The sequence below is a fragment of the Anatilimnocola aggregata genome, from assembly GCF_007747655.1.
In the GTDB taxonomy this organism is placed as follows: Bacteria; Planctomycetota; Planctomycetia; order Pirellulales; family Pirellulaceae; genus Anatilimnocola; species Anatilimnocola aggregata.
Genome location: NZ_CP036274.1, coordinates 5131761 through 5151906, shown reverse-complemented (window position 1 = coordinate 5151906; position 20146 = coordinate 5131761). Strand labels below are relative to the sequence as shown.

Annotated in this window: 11 protein-coding genes and 1 pseudogene; 9 read left to right on the top strand and 3 right to left on the bottom strand. The window is 56.6% G+C overall.

The window, feature by feature from the left end; all coding sequences use genetic code 11:
- Nucleotides 1-86 precede the first annotated feature (86 nt).
- Nucleotides 87-248, top strand: a complete 162-nt coding sequence (locus tag ETAA8_RS34735) for a hypothetical protein (RefSeq protein WP_202921090.1) — start codon at nucleotides 87-89, stop codon at nucleotides 246-248.
- 174 nt (nucleotides 249-422) lie between these two features.
- Here ETAA8_RS34735 and ETAA8_RS19135 read toward each other — a convergent pair whose 3' ends face one another.
- Entirely contained in the window at nucleotides 423-785 is a 363-nt protein-coding gene (locus tag ETAA8_RS19135) for a hypothetical protein (RefSeq protein WP_145091876.1), read from the bottom strand.
- A 24-nt stretch (nucleotides 786-809) separates the two neighbouring features.
- A complete protein-coding gene (locus tag ETAA8_RS19130; RefSeq protein WP_145091873.1) occupies nucleotides 810-3365 on the bottom strand; it encodes an arylsulfatase in 2556 nt (851 codons plus the stop codon).
- 141 nt (nucleotides 3366-3506) lie between these two features.
- Between ETAA8_RS19130 and ETAA8_RS19125 the strand changes: the two are divergent.
- The 3 genes and pseudogenes from ETAA8_RS19125 to ETAA8_RS19115 all read left to right on the top strand — a co-directional run.
- A pseudogene (locus ETAA8_RS19125) lies at nucleotides 3507-3755 on the top strand (NPCBM/NEW2 domain-containing protein); the annotation flags it as partial.
- Between the two features lie 189 nt (nucleotides 3756-3944).
- Nucleotides 3945-4325 carry a hypothetical protein gene (locus tag ETAA8_RS19120; protein WP_145091871.1) on the top strand — a complete coding sequence of 127 codons (381 nt, stop codon included), beginning with the start codon at nucleotides 3945-3947 and terminating at the stop codon, nucleotides 4323-4325.
- A 240-nt stretch (nucleotides 4326-4565) separates the two neighbouring features.
- Nucleotides 4566-5837: an OmpP1/FadL family transporter gene (locus ETAA8_RS19115; RefSeq protein WP_145091868.1), complete on the top strand. Its 1272-nt coding sequence runs from the start codon at nucleotides 4566-4568 to the stop codon at nucleotides 5835-5837.
- A gap of 109 nt (nucleotides 5838-5946) precedes the next feature.
- Here ETAA8_RS19115 and ETAA8_RS35630 read toward each other — a convergent pair whose 3' ends face one another.
- Complete coding sequence (locus tag ETAA8_RS35630; protein ID WP_261343567.1) at nucleotides 5947-6069, bottom strand: hypothetical protein; 123 nt, start codon at nucleotides 6067-6069, stop codon at nucleotides 5947-5949.
- Between the two features lie 369 nt (nucleotides 6070-6438).
- Here ETAA8_RS35630 and ETAA8_RS19110 point away from each other — a divergent pair, with 369 nt between their 5' ends.
- The 5 genes from ETAA8_RS19110 to ETAA8_RS19090 all read left to right on the top strand — a co-directional run bounded on the left by ETAA8_RS19110 (nucleotide 6439) and on the right by ETAA8_RS19090 (nucleotide 20041).
- Nucleotides 6439-7494, top strand: coding sequence for an HAD family hydrolase (locus tag ETAA8_RS19110; protein ID WP_145091865.1), 1056 nt, complete (start codon nucleotides 6439-6441; stop codon nucleotides 7492-7494).
- 86 nt (nucleotides 7495-7580) lie between these two features.
- Nucleotides 7581-9323, top strand: coding sequence for an arylsulfatase (locus tag ETAA8_RS19105; RefSeq protein ID WP_202921089.1), 1743 nt, complete (start codon nucleotides 7581-7583; stop codon nucleotides 9321-9323).
- 355 nt (nucleotides 9324-9678) lie between these two features.
- Nucleotides 9679-11100, top strand: a complete 1422-nt coding sequence (locus ETAA8_RS19100; RefSeq protein ID WP_145086486.1) for an IS4 family transposase — start codon at nucleotides 9679-9681, stop codon at nucleotides 11098-11100.
- 811 nt (nucleotides 11101-11911) lie between these two features.
- Nucleotides 11912-12589, top strand: coding sequence for an ECF-type sigma factor (locus ETAA8_RS19095; protein WP_202921088.1), 678 nt, complete (start codon nucleotides 11912-11914; stop codon nucleotides 12587-12589).
- A gap of 60 nt (nucleotides 12590-12649) precedes the next feature.
- Nucleotides 12650-20041, top strand: a complete 7392-nt coding sequence (locus ETAA8_RS19090; protein WP_202921087.1) for an SUMF1/EgtB/PvdO family nonheme iron enzyme — start codon at nucleotides 12650-12652, stop codon at nucleotides 20039-20041.
- Nucleotides 20042-20146 lie beyond the last annotated feature (105 nt).

The window sequence follows — 20146 nt, the reverse complement described above, 5'->3', positions numbered from 1 at the left end:
ATACGTTTCAGATGGCCGACGGGCCCGGCGGGGTGCAAAAAAGAACGCACACCCATCATTCGCTGCGTCAAATCCAGTGTAATTCGATGCCCAACTTCTTTCAGTCTCTGCTGCTCGTGATCGCCGGCGCGACGGAGAACGAACTTGCCCGCCAGGTCAAATACCTGAAGGTCGAGAACCAGATTCTGCGGTCGAGGTTGCCCAAACGCATCACGATCACGCCAAGGAACGAACTGCGCAGATGCTGATCGCCAAAGTCTTGCGCAAACTTACGACGATCGTCGCACCTGAGACTCTCCTCGGCTGGATTGGACAGGGTTTTCCGAAACGCTGGTTACCACCGGAACCTTAGAGCTGAACTGTGTGGAATGAGCTGGCCGGAACTGCTTAGAAATTCTGGGCAATGTGACCAACACAAGCCCTTATGCTCTTTGTGCATTGAACCACTCGCGTGCCAGCAGCACCGTCAGCAAGGCGTGCAACGCGACGGCTGGCCACAAGAGTGGGCCCACCCACTCGCCGCGAATGCCGAGGTATAAGAGGTAAAGGGTAACGAAGAGGCCGTAGGTCGTCATTCCCCAAAACGCCGCACGCGACGGCGCTTTGCCCGGCCAGCAAGCAATGCCGAGTGACAACAGGCTGATACCAGCCACGCGGCCCACGGCAAGGGCGACGCCGGAGAGTTCCGTACCAAGCAACAGTCGCGCGACAAGTGATGGGACGACGATCAGCGCCACGCCCGTGGCGGCTTCGGCCAGCGCTGAGAAGGCAAGCAGCTTGTTCATGCAAATGGCTCGTGACGCGCCGTTTTACTTCGGCGTCTCTTCTTTCGGTTCGGCAACATATTCGTGCGGGCCAAGGCTGTAAGTCAATCGATTGATCTTGCCCGTGAATTTGAACGGGCAATCGTAGTGAAACTCGATGAGCGAGACGGGCGTGCGTGTGTCCATGCCCACGTCAAATGTCTCATCCTCCGGAAACGTGATAGGCACGGTGTGCTCCAGCGTCTTTTTCGCAACTTCCTTGCCATCCACCGTGAGCGTTCCGGTGCCCCCTTTGCCGAAGCCCGGTCCATCGTACTTGAAGTCAAAAACGATCGTATGTTTGCCGGCTTCCAACTTTGGTCCTTCCCAGGCAATGCGCTTCCCCAGCAGATTATAGAGAAAGACGACCTTGCCCCGGCCGATGTCGAGTTCGCCTTTGTTTAAGAACAAGCCGTAACCGCCAAAGCGCCCGCCTTCGGTAACGATCATCCCTTCCGCGCCCCCTTCGGGTATCTCGACCTCCGCCTCAATCTTGTACGAGCGTCCTAGAATGCTCGGAGCGCACGCTGGAGGAACCCCGCTTAACTCGCCGGTATAGGTGAAGCTGGTGCGTCCCGCTGTCGGGCTGGGGCGCGGCGTCATAAACCGTGCCAGCGTCGAGTTGTCTAGCGGCAGCACATCATTCTTCTTCGCTTCCGCATAGAAGATATCTTGCAGCTCCTTGAGCTTGTCGGGCATTTCGGAGGCGAGATCGGTCGCCTGCGAGAAATCCTTGTCGACGTGGTATAGCTCCCATTTGTATCCCGTGATCACATCCGGGGACGGCTTCAGACCTAAATCCCAAGGCGTGCTCACGGGAGTTGTGCAGGCAACCCATCCCTCGTGATAGATGGCCCGGTTGCCGAGCATTTCGAAGTACTGCGTCGTGCGCTTAGACTGTGAGTTCGCGTTCGACTTGTCCCATGAGTAAGCCATGCTCACGCCATCCATCGGACGCTGCTTGATGCCATTGATCGTGTCGGGCATAGGAACGCCGGCCACGTCCAGGATCGTCGGTGCGATGTCGATCATGTGATGGAACTGCGTGCGGATGCCCCCTTCGTCTTTGATATGCCCCGGCCACGACATGCACATGCCCTGTCGGGTGCCGCCGAAGTGCGAAGCCACCTGCTTGCACCATTGAAACGGGGTGTCAAACGCCCAAGCCCAACCGGCCGAGTAGTGCGGGAAAGTTTCATCCGATCCCCAGAACTCGTAGAACAGGTACTGGTCTTTCACCGGCACCGTCACACCGTTGAAAAACGTGAACTCGTTCGGCGTGCCATTGATCGTTCCCTCGGGGCTCGCTCCGTTGTCGCCGCTGATGTAGACGATCAGCGTGTTATCGAGTTCACCCATATCTTCAACCGCCTGAATGACGCGACCGATTTCATGGTCGGTATAGGCAAGGTATGCGGCGAAGACGTCGGCCTGTTTGATAAAAAGCTCCTTCTGCGCCACGTCGAGCGATTCCCATTCGGGCAGTTCCTTGGGCCAGGCAGTCAGTTTTGTGTCTTGAGGGATGATGCCCTGTTTCTTTTGGTTGGCAAAGATGGTTTCACGCAACTTGTTCCAACCCTCATCGAACAAGTGCATGTCGCTGATCGTCTTGATCCATTCGTTCGTCGGATGATGCGGAGCGTGGACTCCGCCGGGCACGTAATACACAAAAAATGGTTTATCGGGCGCAACTTCATGGAGTCCCTTCATGTGGTCAATTGCCTCGTCGGCCATCGCCGTCGTCAGATTCCAATCGGGGTTACCTTGGAAGGGATAGATTGCCGTAGTATTGCGGAACAAGTTCGGCGTCCATTGGCTCGTGTCGCCGCCGACGAAGCCGTAGAAGTACTCGAAGCCCATTCCGCTGGGCCATTGCTCGAACGGGCCGGCAACCGACGCTTGATAAAAGGGTGTGTTGTGGTTCTTGCCGAACCATGACGTAGCGTAGCCGTTCTGCTTGAGGATCTCGCCAACGGTGCCGCACTCCCTGCGAATCACGGAGTCATAGCCGGGATACCCAGTAGCCGCCTCGCCCACGACGCCGAAGCCGGCCACGTGATGATTGCGACCGGTGATCAGTGCCGCGCGTGTCGGCGAGCAAAGCGACGTGGAGTGGAATTGTGTATATCGAAGTCCGCTCTTTGCGACGCGATCCAGGGCTGGCGTGGGGATTACACCGCCGAATGTGCTCGGCGATCCGAACCCGCAGTCGTCTGTCATGATGAGGAGCACGTTCGGCGCCCCCTTGGGCGGCACAACGCGTGCCGGCCACGAAGGCTTCGAGTCAGACGCCTTCAGGTTGATCACGCCGCCGAACTTCGGGTCCGGCGGAGGAAGCTGATTGCCGGGAATCGACGTGGTAGCGCTAGGACTGCCCAACGGTGCGACAGCCAGTGGCGGGTTTGCAGTTGCATCTTGCAGTGGAGTTGCGGGTTCTTCAGCCGCTTTGGCCTGCGTCGCAGGAGCGTCAGCGGAGGGCTGTGAGCAGCCTGAAGCACCCGCCAGAGTAGCCACGGCAAGCAACAGCGTTAGCGTCGTTGTCCAATGCTGTGATCGTCGCATCGAATTCTTCTCCCTCAGGCTTTCAGCGAAAACCGCAATTCTATCAGTTCTAATTTTCAGATGCACTCGCTTGATCGATCACACTCATCCGCCTGCCGATTCCCAGAGCGCGTTTGACGCTCGGCCGGAGAGAGCGACCTCGGCGGAAAGTGGAATGTACTCAACGGTAACGTAGGCCTAGCGGACGGGCATGACGGCTCCGTCGTCTTCGTGATCTACGGGGATGGCAAGGAGTTGTGGCGGTCGAGCAAGATCCGGGACACAAGCCTGCCATTGTTCAAGGTTGATGTCGCGGGCGTGAAACAGCTCGATCTCGCCGTCGAGGATGGCGGGGATGGAACTCGCGCTGATTGGGGCGTTTGGGTAGAGCCCAAATTGGAGCGACGATAAACGAGATCCGTTGCTCGGAGCGGCTGGGCCGGTTTCTGTAGCGTTAGGGCGTTGAGCAGCTCTAACTCGAACCTAAAACGACATTGGCATTTTTTGGTAAGCTGCCCGCACGTTTATTCCGGCGTCGTTACCAATTCAAACGCAGCATCCGTCAGTGAAAGGTTTAATTTGGACGTGCCAGAGGGTTTCGTGATCGAGCAGGACCGGGCCCTGTATCGGCCGCTATGGACTGTTTCGTTCGATGAAGCGGTCACGCTGGTGCGCGCCGGAATCGCGGCCGCCATGCGACATCAAGTCAAGGATCTGCTAGTCGATACGACGGCGCTGCGCGGGTTTCCCTCGCCCGGCACCTTCCAACGGTTTTTGATGGCCGTGGAGTGGGCGGAAGAGGCAAGTGGGCGGATACGCTTGGCGATGGTTGCTCTAGGGGAAATGATCCACGCGCAGAAATTTGGGGTCACCGTCGCCTTCAACCGTGGGCTTGTAAACAACGTCTTTACCACCGAGCTTGAGGCCCTCGCATGGCTCGATGTTGAGCCCGGCAAAGGAAGCCCAACCCGTCGGCAATAATCTTTTGTTCACAATCAGCGGCAGTCGCTACCACACCGAGACGCGCACCAGAGTGAACGAGTTCTGAACTTCCGCATTGGTTGCCTCCGACCTTTGATTGAGCAGCGACTGCAAGTTTTTTCGACGGTGGAAATGTGAAAGGATTTTAGGGATTATGCCGATGCCCTTGAGTAGGCGGGCTGAGTAGCATCTCTGTGCACGCTAGCAATAGTCCACTTCTGCCAGTGAGACGGGCGGGCAATGAAAACTTCAGCATTTGTGGCGATCCTCCTCTGTGTGGGAGTCACCGCGACCGCTAGTGGTCAGTCGTTTGGTGTTGAACTTCACAACACGCTGATGCCAGCATCGGGTGCGATGGGTGGAGTGAGCATTGCTCGTCCGCAAGATTTAACAAGCGCATTAAATGGCAATCCTGCAACGCTTAGTCAGTTCAAAGGAACGCAGTTTCTCTTTGGGGGCGCTTGGGCAGAACCAACATTTAACTTGACTCAAACCAGTGACATTCCGGTGGCTGGGCCCGACCCGCTGATCGAACCCTTCTCGGCTAAGTCAACCGCTCCGGGCACGCCAGCGGCCAACATTGGCGTCACACAAGACCTCAGCGAACTTGGCTTGCCTGGTACGTTTGGACTGGGATTTGTCAGCTCCGCTGGTGGCATGGTCGACTTTCGCCAAGTTCCCGAAAGTCATGGAACGAACTCCGGCATCGTAGTTTTCAACATGCCCGCGGTGATTGGTATCGACCTGACCGATCGACTTTCTGTGGGGGCCAGCCTAGGCTTGGGAATCGCGTTCTTCGATGGTCCCTTTGTCGGTGCGAGTGGCATGACACCCGACTATGCCCTGCGTGGCACCGTGGGTGCAAACTATCTGCTCAACGAGACCACTTTCCTGGGTGCGTACTACCAAACCGAGCAGTCGTTCCAATTCGATAACGCGGTGCTGCTAAATCCTGGGCCGGGACAGACGCCATTCAACGTTCGGATGGACCTACCTCAGAACGTGGCCTTTGGCATCGCAAACAACGGACTCATGGGTGGGTGTCTGCTGGTGGGAATCGACGTCATTTACAAATTGTATGACGAAGCCGCGCTGTTCGATGCCGTCTACGACAATCAATGGGTGGTACAAGTCGGGACGCAGTACACGAGTGGTCAATACCGACTGCGGGCCGGTTATGTGTGGGCGCAGAATCCGATCGATAATACGCCGGGACCAAATATCGGCGGAGTGGTTCAGCCTGGCGACCTTGCAGCGGTTCGCTATACCCAAGGCTTGCTCGCGGTCACCAGTCAGCACCGAATCTCGGCAGGCGTCGGCAAGGTGGATGCCTTACCGGGGATCGACCTCGACGTGATGGCTGGCGGCATGTTCCGCGATTCGGAACAACTTGGAAACTTCACGACCACATCGATCGCCAGTTACTGGATTGGCGTCGGACTGACGTGGAAGTTCGGAACCGGCGCGTGCGGTGCCATGCAGATGCCCGATGCCTGCTATGCGCAAGAGTAAGTGTGCTCTGCAAAAGCACATCTTCGCAGGCTCACGACACGACAGAAGGCGGTTGCCGCGAGCCATTTTCAACGCGGCAACCGCATTTGACCGAGAACCCGCCCCCGCACTAGTCGTTGGCCCGGGCGGCTTTCTCTTGAACGGCCTTCTGATCCTTCGGCGCTGACTGCGACGGACCAAGTTTGACGGTCAGCTTGTTGATCTTGCCGTTCGGGGCTGGTACCGATGTCACCGACGATGTAGATGATCAGCGTATTATCGAGTTCGCCCATATCTTCAACCTATTGGATGACGCGACCGAATTCGTGAAGTTCGGGATTAACGCAGAAAGTTATGATCGAGCAACGCTCGCCAAGGTGCGTCGACGGATGTGACCGACGTGCAGTGACGCACGTTCACATCTGAGTAAAGTGTGCGGAATCGGTCAGTGGGTGTGCGGAATGTCCAGCACGAGCAAGCTTTTTTTCATGGGCCGTGCCATCAAACATGCTCTCTTTGCAGCTCGCGACGACCGGCTAAGAACGGTACACAATGTGCTACCTCCGGACGCCTGTTAACGCCGGTGAAGGCGCATCTCCTGTTCGAACGAGAGGAACTCGGAATGAGATTTGGGTATTTTGTTTTGGCCTTTGGATTGGTTCTCCTGTCATCGGCAGCGGAGGCTCAAAGCAAACTTCCCAACGTCCTCGTTATTTCGGGGGGCGATATTGGCGCGAACATCGATCCGTTACGCTCTTGGAACGATGGCAAGGCAAAGCACTCGATTGTTGAGTTCGTCGAGAAAGTCACCACACCCGGCTCGCCCGATTTTGTACCTGTTCCTGAACGCATCGCTGTGTTCGACAACGACGGAACGCTTTGGTGCGAACAGCCGTTGCCCGTGCAACTGTATTTCGCGCTCGACCGCGTGAAGATGCTCGCGCCGCAGCACCCCGAGTGGAAGACCCAGGAACCATTCGCCTCGCTGCTCAAAGGTGAATTGAAAACCGCTGCAGCCGGCGGGGAACGGGCGGTTCTGGAACTCCTCATGGCGACACATTCCGGCATGACCACCGTTGAATTTGAGCAGATCGTGAAGGAGTGGATCGCCACCGCGAAGCATCCGAAGACTGGCAAGCCCTACACCGAAATGGTTTATCAGCCGATGCTCGAATTGCTGGACTACCTGCGGGCAAATGGCTTCAAGACCTTCATCGTCTCTGGCGGCGGCATCGAATTCATGCGTACATGGACGGAGCAGGTCTACGGTATCGCACCCGAGCAGGTCGTTGGCAGCAGCATCAAAACGAAGTTTGAGATGCGCGACGGCAAGCCGGTGTTGGTCCGCCTGCCGGAACTGAATTTCAATGACGACCAAGGGGGCAAGCCGGTAGGCATCAACCGGCACATTGGGCGTCGTCCGATCGCCGCCTTCGGCAACTCTCGCGGCGATCAAGAGATGCTGGAATACACGCAAGGAGGCAGCGGCGCGCGATTCGAGTTGCTCGTGCTCCACGACGATGCACTGCGCGAATTTGCCTACGGACCCGCGCGCGGATTGCCCGACACGAAAGTTGGTACGTTTTCGCCCGACGTGCTGGCCAAAGCAAACGAACGCAATTGGACTGTGATCAGCATGAAAGCGGATTGGAAGCGTGTGTTTGCGTTCGAGAAGTAGTGGAGCTCGTTCCCTGTAGAGAGCTATTCTCGCGCCTAGCTCTGCATCCTCATTGGAGAAAAAGAACCATGTTAAGAGCAAAGAGTATGTGGCTGCTCCTGATTCTGGCAGCCGGTGGGCTGCTCGGTTATGGAGCCGCGTCGATGAATTTTCGGCCTAATCCGCAGGCCCAAGCGGCGCAATATGCGTCTAGCCCCGCGGTTGAATCACCACGGTTGGATCGCGCATTTACGGATGCAGTCGCGCAGGTCATCAGGCCAGTTCAGCAATCTGCGTCAAGCAAGAGGCCGAACATCCTTTTTATCATGGGTGATGATATCGGCATGTGGAACATTGGAGCCTACCATCGCGGCTTGATGGCTGGACGCACGCCGAATCTCGACAACTTAGCCAAGCAAGGGATGCTCTTTACTGATTACTACGCGGAAGCAAGTTGCACAGCCGGCCGCGCGAACTTCATCACTGGCCAACTGCCGATCCGCACCGGTCTAACAACGGTTGGTCAAGCGGGAGCTAAGGTTGGACTTCCCGCCGAGGCATGCACGATTGCCACAGCGCTAAAAGCACAAGGTTACGCCACGGGTCAATTTGGCAAGAATCACCTTGGTGATCGAAATGAGTATTTACCTACTGTCCACGGCTTCGACGAGTTCTTCGGGTATCTGTATCACTTGGACGCGATGGAAGACCCAGCCCACCCCAACTACCCTCAAGCACTGCTAAGCAAAGTCGGACCTCGCAACATGGTCCACAGCTGGGCGACGGAGACGGACGACCCGACCGAAATGCCTCGCTGGGGCAAGGTCGGAAAACAAAAGATTGAGGACGCCGGAACGCTTTATCCCAAGCGCATGGAAACGGTCGACGACGAGATCCGCGACCTCGCAATTAACTTCATGGACAAGGCCAAGGCGGCGAACAAGCCGTTTTTCGTCTGGCTTAACCCCACGCGCATGCACATTGTTACGCACCTTTCGCCGAAGTGGGAAGCCACGCGCAACTCGGAGAATGGCTGGTCCGAACAGGAAGCAGGCATGGCCCAACTCGACAACGATATCGGTTTGGTGCTGCAAAAGCTCAAGGACATGGGCGAAGAAGACAACACCATCGTCGTATTCACTACTGACAACGGCACCGAAAGCTTCACTTGGCCTGATGGTGGCACGACACCGTTCGCCCAGTGCAAAGGGACGGTGATGGAAGGCGGATTCCGCGTACCGTGCATCGCCCGTTGGCCCGGCAAGATTCCGCCCAACACAGTGCAAAATGGCCTCATGTCTGGCTTGGATTGGTTCCCCACTTTTCTCGCTGCTGCCGGTAACACCGCTATCACCGACGACCTATTGAAGGGAGTAAAGATCGGTGACCGAAGTTACAAGAACCATTTGGACGGCTACAACCAAACAAATTTACTGACCGGCAAAGGACCGTCGAATCGCCACGAGATTTTCTACCTCGGCGAGAGCACTGTCGGCGCGGTGCGTATTGATGACTACAAGTACCGCTTCATCGATCAGCCCCACGGCTGGCTTGGTGAGAAGACCCATCCCGACGTACCGTACATTACGAATCTGCGTCTTGATCCTTTCGAACGCTTGGGCTGGCCCAACAATGGAACCAAGGAAGGCGCACAGCAGTACTTCGATTGGTTCAAGTTCCAATTCTGGCGATTCGTCTTTGTTCAGGATGTCATGGGCAAGGAACTTCAGACCTTCGTTGACTACCCACCGATGCAGCGTGGCGCGAGTTTCAACCTCGACGCTGTGAAGGCGGAGATGGCCAAACGGATGGCCCAGGCCGAAGCGGCGAGCAAAGGCCCCGGCAAATAGCCAACGACCGGCTCTGCGGGCTACTCGTTTGGGTAGCCCGCCATGGTTCTTCATGCACTCGATCACAAGTCACACGAGCACCAGACAAAAGTCGTCGCAAGGGAAGTGCGTCGACGCCGGCTCGGCCCGTTTGGAACAGCGGCAACAGCTGAAACAGTGGGAATTAAATCGCTGATGCACTTTGCAGAGAGCGAGACAGATTTGAGGGGTGACTTCCTAAACTCGGACGCTTCGGACCGACACTCGAATGGCACTTAGTTTTTCCCTAAGTCTTTTCGCTGAAAAGCTATAAGCCAAAGTCCTGCTGCCGTCGTAGAAGAGTTTATTATCTCTTCCTCTTGGCAAGGTGGCCATCATGGTTTCGTTCCGGCACGGAAGGTTTCGCCAGCAAGCAAAGTTCCTTTGTCACCAATTTGTCCAAGATCCGGATTTGCCAATCGGCAAGTTGCTTTCCGATGAGAGCGTAACGCAAGCGTTGACAGCGATTCAGGGAGTTTGGCTGGATCGCGTATATCCGCCGTTGGTAACACTCTGGGTCTTTCTGACACAAGTGCTAAGTGCTGACCACTCCTGCCGAGCGGCCGTAGCTCGTTTGATTGCGCATCGCGTTTGTCGAGGAGAGCGACCGTGTTCGGCAGAAACCGGCGCCTATTGCCAGGCGAGAAAGCGGCTACCGGAAAAGTTCTTCTCGACACTCGCGCGTGGAGCAGGTGCAGCCTTGGATGCCAGTGTCGATCCTTCGTGGCACTGGAAGGGGCGTCGTGTCTACCTCTTTGACGGTTCCACCGTTTCGATGCCGGACACTCCAGAGAATCAAAAGGCTTATCCACAGAACACTACGCAGCAGCCTGGCATTGGTTTTCCCATCGCTCGCATTGCGGCCTTCTTCTCGTTGGCAACGGGCGCCGTAATCGAGCTTGGCATCTGCCGCTACGCCGGCAAAGGGCAAGGTGAAGTCACCTTATTGCGACAACTATGGGACGTGCTTTGCCCTGGAGATGTTCTCTTAACGGATCGGTTGATGGCCAACTGGACGAACATCTTCTTGATGCAGCAGCGCGGGCTCGAACTTGTCGCTCGCTTGAACAAAGCAAACCGTAAAGCTGATTTCCGGCGAGGCAAGCGATTGGGTCGATACGACCACATCGTGAGCTGGAGGAAGCCGTCTTCCATCCGCTCGCTGGATCGAGAAACCTACCAATCGCTGCCGGAGTTTATCACGATCCGCGAGTGTCTGATTCGTGTTGCGCAACCTGGGTTTCGCACGAAGTCGATTGTCATCGTGACGACATTACTTGATCCGATGCAAACAACATCGGACGACTTAGGGAAGCTGTATCGTACTCGCTGGAACGTCGAGCTCGACCTGCGTTCGCTAAAAGACACGCTGCACATGGACGTCCTGCGCTGCAAGACGCCAGAACTGGTCCGCAAGGAGATCTGGACGCATATTCTGGCGTACAACCTCATTCGAACGATCATGGCGCAAGCGGCGATTCAGCACCGAATTGAGCCTCGCACCATCAGTTTTAAGGGCACAGTGCAAACGCTCAGTGCCTTTCAATCTCTCTTGCTGCTACCTGATCAACAAAGCACCGCGGCGCGTAAGCGTATCGTCGAGCAACTACTCGATGCCATTGTGTCACAACGCGTGGGCGACCGCCCCGATCGCTTCGAGCCTCGCCTGAGGAAACGGAGGAACAAAAAGTACGACTTGCTGATGAAGCCAAGACATGAAGTGAAACTTGCTATGGCAAAACAGGTTAGAGAGAACTAAGTGCCATTCGACCGACACTCCGAAGTTACCTCTGCGCTCTCTAGTTAGTACCTGAGTCCCGACCAGTACCCCGAACCGAACGAGGCTGTTAACCAAATTTCGGGCGAAAACAGAGAGCGGAGAGAGTTAGCGGGAGAGTGGCGGCGAAATCGGCCGTGGGGCAAAGTTAGAGAGCGCGACAGGGACGCCCGAGAGAGTCCGGCAGTCGCCGTAACTCCTTGCAGTTCAACGCGTAAACGACAAAAGCCGGCAGAACTCTCTGGCCGGCGTTTCGCGTTAACCGTTGGGTCGGCCCAAGTTAGGGCCGAAATAGTAGCTCCCTGTGCACAACCCTCTACGTGACAGTACTCTCTTTTTCGATTTTCATAAGTAATTGTGAGAGCGGTACTTGCCGATTCCGAGTCCCGATCGGTGTCCGAAGCGGTCGCAACCCTTTTCGAACTTTTTGAGCATCCGGTTAACAGCGGTGCGCATTCTCTGCGCTCTCGGATGCGATTGTGCAACGTCGTCCGACAGCTCATCCGAAGTCGACTGTAGTTTCAGATGGCCAACGGTCCCGGCGGGGTGCAAAAAAAACGCACTCCTATCATTCGCTGCGTCAAACCCAGTGTAATTCGATGGTCTGCGCTTTCAGTCACTCGGACCGAGGAGGTGTTTGGCACTGTGCCTAAACGAGGGGTAAGTGCCCTGCATCCAATCAGACAAGATCGTCGATTTAGGTAATCATGCTGGGACTTGTCACTCACCTGCAACCGTTTTCTTATTGGAGCCCCCCCTCTGACAGACTACAATTCCCTCGGTTTTTCGTCTTATGTTTTGGCTAGGCAACGTCTGGCCGAGGGGACCGTTTCACACGATGACCAGCGGGCAGCCAACTGAAAACAGCGTAACCCTCTGGCTGCAAGAGCTACAGGCTGGCGAATCTGTCGCTGCCGGGCGAATCTGGGAGCGATATTACGAACGGCTGGTGCGTCTCGCCGCGCAAAAACTCCGTTCGGCACCGCGACGGATGGCAGACGAGGAAGATGTAGTCCTTAACGCTTTCGATAGCTTCTACCGCGGTGTGAATGGCGGCCGCTTCCCGCAACTCGACGACCGCGATGATTTGTGGCAAGTCTTAGTCATGCTCACCGCTCGCAAAGCGATCAATCAGGCCAAGCACGATCAGCGGCAGAAGCGGGGCGGCGGACAGATTCGGGGAGAATCGGTTTTTATTGGTGCTAACGACGAGCCGATGGCGGGGATCGATCAAGTGGTCGGAGGTGAACCGACGCCCGAGTTTGCCCAGCAGGTCGGGGAAGATTTCGAAGAGCTACTGGCAAGTCTAAACGACGACATGCTGCGGCGGATTGCGCTGGCGAAGCTAGAGGGCTATACGAACGACGAGATTGCAGCGAAGTTCGACGTGCGCACCCGGACGATTGAGCGAAAGCTCAGCTTGATCCGGGAGCTCTGGGCACAATTCGAAAATCCTTCATCCCTCGAATAATTTTCGATGGTCTGTCGGGCGCAAACCTCGAAAGTTGAGATTGAATTAAGAGAACCTGCCATGCCCGAACAGCTACAACCCAAACTTACCCTGGCCGCGCAGCAGCGAATCGACGTATTGTGCGATGAATTCGAGCAGCGGTGGCGGGCTGGGTCTCGGCCGGAAGTGCGAGACTATCTCGCTCGCGCACGTGCTGAAGACCGCTCAGCGCTCTTCAGCGAGCTCATAAGCCTTGACGGCGACTATCGGCGCGAGCGAGGCGAAACACCGGTTGCTGAGGATTATCTGGCCGTCGGTCCTGAGTTCGCCGAACTCATTTCGTCCGCTCTTGCACCAAGCACGACCGCTTCGCCAAAGGGCGAAACTCGCGTTCTCGGCAACTACACCGTGCTCGAGAAGTTGGGGCAAGGCGGCATGGGAGCCGTCTATAAGGCAGAGCATCAGAGAATGGAGCGGATCGTGGCGCTCAAAGTTCTTTCGCCGGCGATCACAAAGACACCCGAAGTGGTGCGGCGCTTTCAACAAGAAGTGAAAGCGGCAGCGAAGCTCACGCATCCCAACATCGCACACGCTTACGATGCGGATGTCGCGGACGGTACGCATTTTTTGGTGATGGAGTATGTCGATGGTCGGGACCTCGCTTCACTGGTGAATGAAGTGGGCTCGCTCTCGATTCCGCAGGCCGTGGAATACACTCGCCAAGCGGCTCACGGCTTGGCTTATGCGCATGCCAAGGGCATTGTGCATCGCGACATCAAGCCCGCGAACTTGCTGCTCAACAAAGAGGGAGTCGTCAAGATTCTCGATATGGGGCTCGCGCGGTTCGAAGACCCAACGGCAGCCGGGCTGACGCAATCGGGCGAAGTGATGGGGACCGTCGATTACATGGCCCCCGAGCAGGCGCTCAATACCCGCAGTGCCGATACCCGCGCCGATATCTACAGCCTGGGTTGCACGCTGTTTCGGCTGCTGACCGCGCAGAGCATGTTCGACGGCGAAACCATGGTGCAAAAGCTGATGGCACATCAGCAGCAGCCCATCCCGTCGCTTCATTCGATTCGGCCCGACGTCCCGCCAGAGCTCGAACAGATCTTCGTCCGGATGGTGGCCAAGAAACCGGAAGACCGCTTTCAAAAGATGGCGGAGGTAGAAAGGGCCCTGCGCAAACTCGATCTGGCCATCGATGACCCGCACGCAATACCTACGGGCAACGCGAATGGCATCAACAACGCCACGCACGAGACGAACAGTCAGCTCACGTCGCCGACGGTGGAGTTTCGCCGAGATCAATCATCCCCCAGCATCGTTGTCCAGGAGAAGGCAGAACCGAAACCTCGATCGCCCCGCGGGCCCACTCGCACCGCCTTGATTGCCGCCGGCTTTGGCGCGCTGCTGCTGATCGCGCTCGGAGTAACGGTCATCATCCGGGACAAAGATGGCAAGATCACTGGCTGGTTCAAGGTGCCAGAAGGAGGCTCAGTTACCGTGCAACCCGACGGTCCTGAGCCCCAGCCGACCAAAGTTGGTGCAGCCAGCAAGCCACAGTTACCAGGCACGGACTTCGTCCCCCTCTTTGACGGCAAGTCCTTCGCAGGCTGGCGCGGGCAAAGCCAGCCAGATGTTCCGACCGAGTGGACAGTGGGAGAGGGTGCGATTGTCGGACCGGGCAACAAGTCGTGCATTGCGACAGACGCCGAATACGACAATTTCGACCTGGAACTCGATTGGAAAGTGGCTGATGGCGCCAACGGAGGTGTATTTTATCGCTGGAATGGCGAGCAGCGTGACGAAGGTCCGGATGGAATGGTTCCCGCTGCCGCCGAGTATCAAATCGTCGATAACGTGGGGCATCGCAACGGCCGCAGCCAATATACCGCCTGTGGCAGCCTGTACAGCATTTATCCGGCCCTGCGAGATTACACCAACAATGCGGGCGAGTGGAACAGTTCCCGGATCGTTGCCCGGGGCAACCAGGTTGAGCACTTTCTGAATGGCAATCTTGTCGTCAGCTATGAGTTGCAAAGCGACAAGTGGAAGCAGCGGATTGCCGAGATGCCCGCCTTCGTGAAGCGACCGACCTACGACAAAGTCCTGAAGGGTCGCATCGTCCTACAGAGCTTCAACGGCACAGTCTGGTATCGCAATCTCCGGATTCGTAGCTTTTCACCACCGTCGGCCGCAATCGCACCGCCACCTGCCCAAGCTCCCTTCACCGCAGCCGAAGCCAAAGCTCATCAAGCGGCCTGGGCCGAGTATCTGGGAACCAAAGTTGAAACGATCAATAGCGTCGGCGCGAAGATGATTCTCATTCCGCCTGGCGAGTTTCTGATGGGCAGCACCGATGAACAAGTCGAAGCGGCATTGAAGGCGGCCGAAGAAATCAAAGCCGACCAACCGACCAAAGATCGCATTCAGAAAAACGAGCGACCGCAACATAAGGTCGGCATCACCAAACCGTTCTTGCTGAGTGCGACCGAAGTGACGATCGGCCAATTCCGCAAGTTCGTCGAAGCAATCAAGTACGTCACCGAGGCCGAGCAATATGGCTTTGGCAACTCCACGGAGAAAGTGCTAACCGACAAGGTTTATCAGGGGAACAAAGGACTAAACTGGAGAGCCCCCGGCTATGCCGTGGCCGATGACTCGCCTGTTTCTCAGATCGTCTGGAACGAGGCCGTCGCGTACTGCAATTGGCTTTCGGAACAAGAGAACCTTGAACCCTGCTATCGCCAGGACGTGAATACGTGGCATTTCTTGCCGGGCAAGAACGGCTATCGCCTGCCTTCCGAAGCCGAGTGGGAATACGCGTGCCGGGCGGGGACGGCGACAACGTATTCGTTTGGCGACGACGTCGCCTTGTTGGAACAATACGGTTGGTTCAGCACGAACTCCGGCGGCCGAGCCCATGCCGTCGGCACCAAGCCAGCGAATAGCTTCGGCCTGCACGATATGCACGGCAACTTGATCGAGTGGTGCCAAGACTTCTACGACGAAAAGTCGTATGAAACGCCAGGTGCCGATGGTCCGCAAAGAGTCAATCCTGACTCGAATCGTGTGCTCCGCGGCGGCCTCTGGGCCGGCAGCGCGTCCCAGTGTCGCAGTGCTTTTCGCTACCAATACCTGCCATACGGACGCTTTAGCGGTCATGGCTTTCGAGTCGTGCGGAATCTGGAGATTCCGCCACCGCGCGCAGACATCCCGCAAATCCGCGGCACTGAATTGCGACCAGCAATCGCCAAAGCTCCTTTCAACGCAGCCGAAGCGAAAGCTCACCAAGCGGCCTGGGCCGGATATCTGGGAACGAAAGTCGAAACGACCAACACCTTGGGCGCAAAGATGGTGCTCATTCCGCCGGGCGAGTTCCTGATGGGGAGTACGCCCGAGCAAGTGGAAGCGGCGGTGCAAGCAGGACTTCGCCAGCAGCGAGACTTGTCAAACGATTATTTGAATGAGCTGCCGCAACGTCGGGTCAGCATCTCGCGGCCCTTCGCCATCGGTGCCACGGAGGTTACCTACGAGCAGTTCCGCCAGTTTGCCGATGCAGCCAAATATCAAACTGCTGATGAGAAGTTGTTTGCGAAGGATCCAGCTGCCAAGGAGAAGCGGAATTGGACCACGAACCAAACCTGGCGGGAAGAAAGCCCCTCCGGACCAGACTACCCGGTGTCGAGCGTCGATTGGTTCGACGCTATGGCGTTCTGCAATTGGCTGAGTACACAAGAAGGACTGACGCCCGCGTATGAAAAGTCCAGCGGAGGCATGATACGTGATGTCGCGTCTTGGTCGATTCAGCCTGCCGCAAATGGCTATCGGCTGCCGACGGAAGCGGAATGGGAATATGCTTGCCGAGCCGGAACCACCACGCTCTTTTCCTTTGGTGATAATTCGCGCGACATAGATCAGCATGGTAGCGTCGCTGGCAACAAAGCGCAGGTGTTGCCGGTGGCCAGCAAGCTCGCCAATCCATTCGGACTGTTCGACATGCACGGCAATCTGTTCGAGTGGTGCGCCGACTTGTGCAGTTATGACTGGTATCGCACTGCGCCGACGCAGAACCCGCTGAACGTCGACGCTGGTCCCGTGCCTGCCATGCGTGGCGGCTGCTGGTACTACCATGAATTGGCTGCGCGATCGGCGGCTCGGGTTCAGGGCAATCCAATACAAGCGACAAACATGATTGGCTTGCGCGTGGTCAGGACGCTGGGCAATATCCCCACTCCTATCCCACCGCCACAACGTTATGTTCCCCTTCCTTGGGTACAAAAACCAGAACTGCAGCTGCTCCGAAGCGTGAGCACTGCCGGCTCGGACGAAGCTGCGCCTTGGGAAAGCCCGGACGGATTGACACTCTACTTCACTCGCGAAGTGCCAGGGGAGAACGCGCAGACCATTCGAGCAACCAAGCGGGGCTTCGATTACCTCTACTCGGAACAGCCGGTTGTTGCCGGGCGGCACTTCATGCCGACCTTAGACGAAACCTATGCGGTTGTCCTCCCAGGAAAGTACGATCCAGCTTCGCAACTATACGAGATGTCGCGCCCCACCAGCAGTGACGCCTGGAGCAAACCGCGCCTCATCGACGTTTTAGCAACCCAAAAGGGAATGAAGAGTCCGGCACTAAGCGGCGATGGTTTATCGCTGGTCTTCCAGCGGGCGAGGACAGCAGAAACCTACCCGGGGAAAGATACGGAGTTCGTGATCTGCCGCCGTACCGCACGCGACAAGCCCTGGTCAGAACCTCAGCTCCTCCCGCTGAAAACAGACGCAACCCTGACGGACGCTTTGACGTGGCCATTCCTCAGCGAGGACGGACTGTCGCTCAGCTTCTGCCACGGCGGGGACCGCAATCCCGAGGTGTATATTGCCGAACGTAAAACGCTCGACGAACCTTTCGGTGCCTATCGAACGCTGAACATCGACGGCGAGCAGTTGCGCGGTCGAAGCCCCCGCTACAATCCTCAACGTGGAGTGCTGGTGTTCTCACGAGATGCGAATCCCGCAGTCAAGGACAGCGATTTGTTCATTGTGTCCGGGCTGCCAAAACGAAAAGTTGGCGTGCCAGCCGGCCCGGTTCCGCCAGTAGCTAACGCTGACAATGACTTCGCTTTGCGATTCGACGGTGAGAATGATTTTGTCGAGATTCCAACGCTCGGTCGCGATGACGATGGCCCGTACACCATTGAGATGTACGTCACACCTGCCCGACTTGGAGAAGGAGATACTAAGTACCAGACGATGATTCACATTGGTGGGCGGTTGCGTGCCAGTCTGGGGCAATCAAGTTCCGCCGACTGGGCTATGGAATTGGGTGCCACGAACGGCACTATGAAGCATGCCACGCCCCGCGACAGCGTCATTGTTGGCAAGCGGGTCCACCTGGCGGGGGTTTGGGACGGTCGCGAGGCTTCCACGTTTGTGGATGGCAAGTTGCTGAAGCGAAATATTCCCACTAATCCCGCCGTTCGAGCCATATTGGCTGTAGCGCGCTTAGGCAGCCAGAATGGCACCGGCAAAGACGCGTTTCCATTCGCCGGAATCCTCGACGAAGTTCGCATATCCAAGACGGCCCGCTACACAGCCGACTTCTTGCCGGACGCTAATTTCACTCCTGATGCAGAAACGATTGCCTTGTACCACTTCGATGAAGGGATTGGCGACGTGCTGAAGGATTCGTCCAGCAACAATCATCACGGCAAGATCGTGGGCGCGGAATGGGTTCGCTCGGCCAGCGTAACTCCCCTTTCATTTTCACGTGACCGTGCCGCAGCTGAAGCAGTGGTTCGCGCCGCGGGAACGGCCTTTGTCAAACAAGGGGGTCCGTCATCGATCGCAGTCAGCAAGCTTGACGATTTGCCGAGCGGAGAATTTCGCCTTGTCGGCCTCAAGTTTGTCGGCGTTAATACTCCACCCATGGACTTTTCAATCCTTGATGGACTACCTGAACTGGAGTGGATGACCTTCAACGTCCATCCACTCACCGACGATCAGTTCCTGCGGCTCAAGACACTTCCCAAAGTCCGTAGCCTGGAACTCATCGACACGAAGCTGACAGCTACCGGCATCCGTTCCGCACTTCAGTTTCCACAGTTGCAGACTTTGATATCAGACATTCTGGTGGATCGTGCGTTCCTGGAGGAATTGGGCAAGCAACATCCCCATCTCACCACCCTTAGTTTCAATCCCAGTCGGCTACTGGCCGGCGACCTTGAGACCCTGAGCAAGTTCAGTAGTTTGAATGGCCTCGGTCTCGTCGGACAAGTTACCGACGAGGAACTGAAACAGGTTCCTGCTTCGCTTCCACTAAAGTCCTTCTGGATGAACAACAATTTCAACGTGTCAAACTCAGGCTTGGGAGCACTAAGCAAGTTTAAGGGGCTGACACAAATTACGTTCCATGGCGGGAGCTACCGGCGCCTCACTGGCGATGTGCTGCAGGTCATTGGCGACCAATTTCCAACATTAGAAAGTCTGGCCCTTCCCGACGAGTTGACCTACACGGAGGACCAGTGGAAGCATTTGGCGAAACTCTCAAAGCTGCACTATCTCGGCATGTACGGGAAAAGAACAGACGACAGCGCCGTGCCGGGCATCTCGCAACTCAAGCAACTTGGCAGGCTTCGCCTAAACAGGACCAGCATCACCAGCGCGGGCGTAGAACAACTGAAAGCTGCGCTTCCCAAGACGCACATCGATGTCCAACCACTACCTGAGAAACCGGCTGCACCACCGAATAGCAGCTCCCTTAATCCAGCCTTCGAGCAGTGGTTAAAAGACGTTGCCAAACTGCCCGCGCAGAAGCAGGTCGAAGAAGTTCAGAAGAAGCTCGTCGAACTGAATCCTGACTACACCGGCCAGCCGACAGGAACGATCGAAAATGGAATCGTGGTCGCTCTCGACTTCGATACCGATCAGATTGCCGACATTTCACCGGTGCGAGCCCTTGCGGGATTGAAGCGGCTGAAATGTGGCGGGAGCGGAGCGGTCAAGTACGTCAACGGCAAGCTATCGGACCTTGGTCCCTTACGGGGAATGCAACTGACGGAACTCAGTTTTGGGTACAGTCGGGTTACGGACCTGGGGCCGCTCAAAGGGATGAAGCTCACTAGGCTGATATTTAACTCGAATCCGGTAACGGATATTTCCCCTCTGCAAGGAATGCCCCTCACCAGCCTCAGCCTGAACAATTGCTGGAAGCTCGCCGATCTAGCGCCGCTCAAGGGAATCCCGATCGTCAACCTAAGTTGCAATGGACTGCTGACAACCGACCTCTCGCCACTGCAAGGAATGCCCTTGGAAGGCTTAACGCTGGCTGGCACTCCCGTTGCTGACCTATCGCCGATCTATGGTTGCAAAACGCTGCAAGGAATTGAACTCACGAAAACTCGCGTTTCTCCCGAAGGGCTCGCTGCGTTTCGCGCGGCACTTCCCAACTGCCGAGTGAGGCTGGACTAGTTTGATGTAGCGCTGCGTTCAGACAATGCCCCTCTCCTGCCAAATGACGCGTCGCAAGTCGTACCACATCAAGCCATGAAGCAAAGTCGAGCAGGTAGTGGAGCT